This window comes from Pantoea sp. CTOTU50773, assembly GCF_032082325.1.
GTDB classification, from domain to species: Bacteria; Pseudomonadota; Gammaproteobacteria; order Enterobacterales; family Enterobacteriaceae; genus Pantoea; species Pantoea communis.
This window is the reverse complement of sequence record NZ_DAMDQC010000237.1, coordinates 1-4,730: the sequence shown is the minus strand read 5'-3', so window position 1 is coordinate 4,730 and position 4,730 is coordinate 1. Positions and strand designations below refer to the sequence as shown.

Here is a 4,730-nt window from a genome sequence, read left to right as displayed (position 1 = left end):
CCTTCGGGTTATGAGCCCGACGAGCTACCAGGCTGCTCCACCCCGCGTCCGTGGATGCGCACTATACTCTCGACGCGCGGCGATGCAACCCCTTTTTGTGTTAAAGCCTTAAATTTACAGCCAGTTGGTGATTAATAGTGCCATTGGGCGATTAATTGTACAGATGTGAGCGCGGTAACTCGTGGCGGATTTCATTCTCTCTGCCCCTTTGCTATCGTCGCGGTGCAAACAACCGAGAAAAAGAGAAAGTGATGAAAGGACATTGGGCGAAGTATGCACTTACTGGCGCGTTTCTCGCGCTGTTAGCAGGTTGTAGTTCTAAACCGACTGACCGTGGTCAGCAATATATTGATGGCAAGCTGGAGCAACCGCTTGGGCTGGTCAATGAACCGAATGCCAAAGGGCGCCCGGTGAATGGCAGAGATTTTGGTGTGCAGATTCAGCAGATTCAGAGTGCCTCCAGTGGCTTATACAGCCGCAACACCGGCACTTACAGCGCTATTCAGAACTGGCTGCTCTCCGGTGCCGATACCCGTCAGTTGAGCCAGTTCGGACTTAACGCTTATCAGATGGAAGGCACCGATAATTACGGTAACGTGCAGTTTACCGGCTACTACACCCCTGTGGTGGAAGCGCGCTACACGCGTCAGGGTGAGTTCCAGTATCCCATTTATCGCATGCCACCGCGCACGCGCGGTCAGAAGCTGCCGAGCCGTGCTTCTATATATAGTGGCGGACTTGATGATCGTTACGTGATTGCCTGGAGCAACTCGCTGATCGACAACTTTATGATGGACGTGCAGGGTAGCGGCTACGTTGATTTCGGCGACGGTCGCCCGCTGCGCTTCTTCGGCTACGGCGGCAAAAATGGCTGGGCCTATCACAGTATCGGCAAAGAACTGATCGATCGTGGTGAAGTGAAGCGAGAAGATATGTCGATGCAGGCGATTCGCCAGTGGGCACAGGAACATACGCCGGAGCAGGTGCGTGACGTGCTGGAGACCAACCAATCGTTCGTGTTCTTTAAACCAGAAGAGTATGTGCCGGTGCGCGGTGCCAGCGCAGTGCCTTTGATTGCCAAAGCGTCTGTCGCATCCGATCGTTCATTGATTCCCGCAGGTACGGCGCTGTTAGCCGAAGTGCCGCAGTTGAACGAGAAGGGCAAATTTAACGGCAAGTATGAGATGCGCCTGATGGTGGCACTGGATGTGGGTGGGGCGATTAAAGGTCAGCACTTCGACATCTATCAGGGTGTGGGTCCAGACGCTGCGCATCTTGCCGGATTTTATAATCACTATGGCCGCGTTTGGGTGCTGAAAGCCGCGCCAGGTGCAGGACAGCCGCTGTTCAGCAATCCGCAAAATGGCAATAATGGTTCACTGATTATCGGGGCGAATTGATATTCTTCCCTGCGGCAAATCAGCGGGAGTATTCAGCTGATTTGCCATGGGTCGCCAGTCTTCGCGATCCAATGCGTCCATCACTGTTTCTGTAGGGTGCGTATTCATGCGCACCGCATCAAAAGGTTTGATATGAAAGTAGTCAGCGATGCCTGGCGGCAACGTTTTGGCGGTACGGCACGTCTGTATGGGGAAGAGGCGCTGCAGCGTTTTGCCGACGCCCATTTTTGTGTGATTGGTATCGGCGGTGTCGGTTCGTGGTCCGCCGAAGCGTTAGCGCGCACCGGGATTGGTAAAATCACGCTGATCGATATGGACGACGTCTGCATTACCAACACCAATCGCCAGATCCACGCCCTGCAAGGAAAAGTAGGACAAGCGAAAACCGAGGTGATGGCGGCGCGTATTCGCGCCATAAATCCTGAGTGCGAAGTGATCTGCATTGATGATTTCATCACGCCGGATAACACCGCTGAAATGCTGTCAGCCGGTTTTGATTACGTGATTGATGCAATTGACAGTGTGCGCCCTAAAGCCGCGCTGATTGCCTGGTGTCGTCGTAACAAGATTCCGTTGATCACCACTGGCGGTGCGGGCGGGCAGATCGATCCGACGCAGATTCAGGTCAGCGATTTAGCCAAAACCATTCAGGATCCGCTGGCGGCAAAACTGCGTGAGCGCCTGAAGAGTGATTTTGGCGTGATCAAAAACAGCAAAGGTAAGCTGGGCATTGATTGTGTGTTTTCGACGGAAGCGCTGGTGTATCCGCAGCTGGATGGCAGTGTCTGCACTTCCAAAAGTACCGCTGAAGGCCCGAAACGTATGGATTGTGCGGCGGGCTTCGGTGCGGCCACCATGGTGACCGCCACTTTCGGGTTTATCGCGGTGTCGCACGCGTTGAAGAAATTCCTCGCACGCGCGGCGCGTCAGGCTGCTTGATGCGCGCGCGCGTGGCGCTGCACTGCATCTGCCAACGCTTTTAAGCCACTGCTGCGTGAGGCGCTAAGCTGCGCACGCAGGCCTAAAGTATCAAACAACGCCAGCGGATCTTGTGCTAACAGATCGGCTGGCGTTTTGCCTTCCACCGCCGTCAACAGCACCGCCAGCAAACCGCGCACGATGCGGCCTTCACTGTCGCCGTAAAAGTGAAGTTTGCCGTTGGGTAGCCGTTGGCTGCTCAGCCAGACACGATTTTCGCAACCGCTCAGCTCAATCTCTGCCGTCTTCACGTCATCTTCCAGAGCGGGTAACTGGCGGCTGAGCTGGATCAGCTGGCGATAGCGATCTTCCCACTGATGAAAATGGGAAAATTTTTCGGTCAGGCTGGCTTCAGTAATCACATCGCCAAACGGATGTGGGCCGATCAGGGTGGTCATAACGTTATTCACTCAACAGGTCTACGGCATGATGCATGGCGCGCACCAGCGCATCCACGTCCTGCAAATTATTATAGGGGGCGAATGATACGCGCAGGGTGCCGCTAACACCCAGTGCCGCCATTAATGGCTGTGCACAGTGCTGTCCGGCACGCAGCGCAATATCCTGCTCTGCCAGCAGAGTGACAATATCGCTGTGATGAATGTCCGCGATATCAAACGCCAGCAGACTGGCATTACCACAACGGAAACTGCGAAAGCCGGGAATCTCGCCTAATTGCTCTTCGGCGAGGCTGGCCAGTTGCTGGCTCCACATCTCTGCTTTTTCAGCGTGGTGATGCGACAGCCATTCCAGCGCCGCGCTCAGGCCCACCACGCCCGCGACATTGGGCGTGCCGGCTTCAAATCGCCACGGTACCGCCTGCTGCGTGAAGCCATTAAAGTCGACGTGCGTTAACATCTTGCCGCCGCCTTGCCACGCATCCATCTCTTCCAGCAGCTCGGCTTTGCCGTACAGCGCACCAATCCCCATTGGGCCATACAGCTTGTGCGCGGAGAAGGCGTAAAAGTCGATGTCCAGCGCCTGAACGTTGGGGGGCGCGTGCACCACGCCCTGTGCGCCATCTACCATCACTTTGGCGCCAACATGATGTGCCAGGGTAATCGCCTGTGCCAGATCCGGACAGCCACCGGTGACATTCGACATCTGCCCAATCGCCAGCAGCTTAGTGCGTGCGTTTAGCAAATCAGGCAGTAGACGAATATCGGGCAGACGATCCGCGCCAATCGGCCATTTCACCACTTTCGCGCCTGCGGCTTGTGCCACCTTTAACCACGGCACCAGATTGGCGTGATGCTCGGCTTCGCTGACTACGATTTCATCGCCAGGTTGTAAGCGCGGTGCCAGCCAGCTGTGCGCCACCAGATTGATGGCCTCCGTGGTGCCACGCGTCCAGACAATCTGACGGTCATCGCCCGCGTGCAGCCATTTGGCCACCCGGCCGCGCGCCTGTTCATACTTCTCTGTCAGGTCGCGTGCTGATTTGAACTGGCTGCGATGCACGGTGCCTGCGCTCAAGCTATAGAACTGCGATGTGGCGTCGATCACAGCCTGAGGCTTCAGGGCAGTGGCTGCGCTATCAAGATAAACGCCCGCATCGCTTAATGCCGGAAACTGCGCACGGAAGGCGGTTGGGGAGAAGATGGTCATACGAAACCCACTGTATTCAATTTTAGGACCAGGCTGAAACCCGGCCGATTCGCTGGCAAAGCTGGAAAAGCGCGTTATGCTATTTATTGCAAGGTTTGAACCGCAACCCGCATAACGAATCGACCTTTACCAGTCGATTTCACTTTTTGCTGCCTCTGGTCAGCGCTTGCGGGTGGTTTAATGCAATCAATCTGCAAGGAGATAGAAGATGAAAAAACTCGCCGCAGTGCTGGCCGTGTGTACCATGGCCTTTACCCTGGCTGCTTGTTCCAGCAATTATGTCATGCATACCAATGATGGTCGCACCATTGTAGCGGACGGGAAACCGAAAGTTGACGATGAAACCGGTATGATCAGTTATAAAGATGCCAATGGCAACGAGCAGCAGATCAATCGTACAGATGTGAAAGAGATGGTTGAGATGGGGCAGTAAGCAGCAAGCCAAAAATTTCCCGGAGAAATTTTTACGTCGCTTCAGTGACGGCCCGAAAGGGGTACACAGGGATGTGTAGGACAAAAAAAAGCACCGCAATTTGCGGTGCTGCATAAAATCACTTGGACAGACAGGGTAAATCTACAGGAATTAAAAGCTTGATCTGCAATCGTCAGATCAAAATGCAAACACAACATCACGACCACAAGCCAAAAGCTCTCCAAAAGTCTGCGATCTCTCGCACGTTTCCAGAAATCTTTTCGTTCCGGCTCAGGAAGTGCGGCAACTATAGGTATTTGCTGGAGCTTCCT

The 4,730-nt window shown here is 54.6% G+C and carries 5 protein-coding genes; 3 read left to right on the top strand and 2 right to left on the bottom strand.

All coding sequences use genetic code 11. The annotated features are described in order from the left end of the window. Positions 1-251: 251 nt before the first annotated feature. Both mltA and tcdA read left to right on the top strand, forming a co-directional pair. Positions 252-1,400 (top strand): murein transglycosylase A, encoded by a 1,149-nt coding sequence (mltA, locus tag RT340_RS22000; protein WP_034823090.1) that lies wholly within the window; start codon positions 252-254, stop codon positions 1,398-1,400. 132 nt (positions 1,401-1,532) lie between these two features. Beyond that, positions 1,533-2,339, top strand: a complete 807-nt coding sequence (gene tcdA / locus RT340_RS21995; RefSeq protein ID WP_313377777.1) for a tRNA cyclic N6-threonylcarbamoyladenosine(37) synthase TcdA — start codon at positions 1,533-1,535, stop codon at positions 2,337-2,339. Here tcdA and csdE read toward each other — a convergent pair. Both csdE and csdA read right to left on the bottom strand, forming a co-directional pair. Continuing rightward, complete coding sequence (gene csdE / locus RT340_RS21990) at positions 2,327-2,776, bottom strand: cysteine desulfurase sulfur acceptor subunit CsdE (RefSeq protein WP_097117983.1); 450 nt, start codon at positions 2,774-2,776, stop codon at positions 2,327-2,329. The genes tcdA and csdE overlap by 13 nt on opposite strands. Positions 2,777-2,780: 4 nt before the next feature. Beyond that, a complete protein-coding gene (gene csdA, locus RT340_RS21985; RefSeq protein WP_097117982.1) occupies positions 2,781-3,986 on the bottom strand; it encodes a cysteine desulfurase CsdA in 1,206 nt (401 codons plus the stop codon). A gap of 208 nt (positions 3,987-4,194) precedes the next feature. Between csdA and RT340_RS21980 the strand changes: the two genes are divergently transcribed. Then, positions 4,195-4,419: a YgdI/YgdR family lipoprotein gene (locus RT340_RS21980; RefSeq protein WP_034823084.1), complete on the top strand. Its 225-nt coding sequence runs from the start codon at positions 4,195-4,197 to the stop codon at positions 4,417-4,419. Positions 4,420-4,730: the final 311 nt, after the last annotated feature.

Coding starts and splice junctions, on each gene's coding strand:
- mltA (WP_034823090.1), top strand. CDS start 252: ATGAAAGGACATTGGGCGAAGTATGCACTTACTGGCGCGTTTCTCGCG.
- tcdA (WP_313377777.1), top strand. CDS start 1,533: ATGAAAGTAGTCAGCGATGCCTGGCGGCAACGTTTTGGCGGTACGGCA.
- csdE (WP_097117983.1), bottom strand. CDS start 2,776: ATGACCACCCTGATCGGCCCACATCCGTTTGGCGATGTGATTACTGAA.
- csdA (WP_097117982.1), bottom strand. CDS start 3,986: ATGACCATCTTCTCCCCAACCGCCTTCCGTGCGCAGTTTCCGGCATTA.
- RT340_RS21980 (WP_034823084.1), top strand. CDS start 4,195: ATGAAAAAACTCGCCGCAGTGCTGGCCGTGTGTACCATGGCCTTTACC.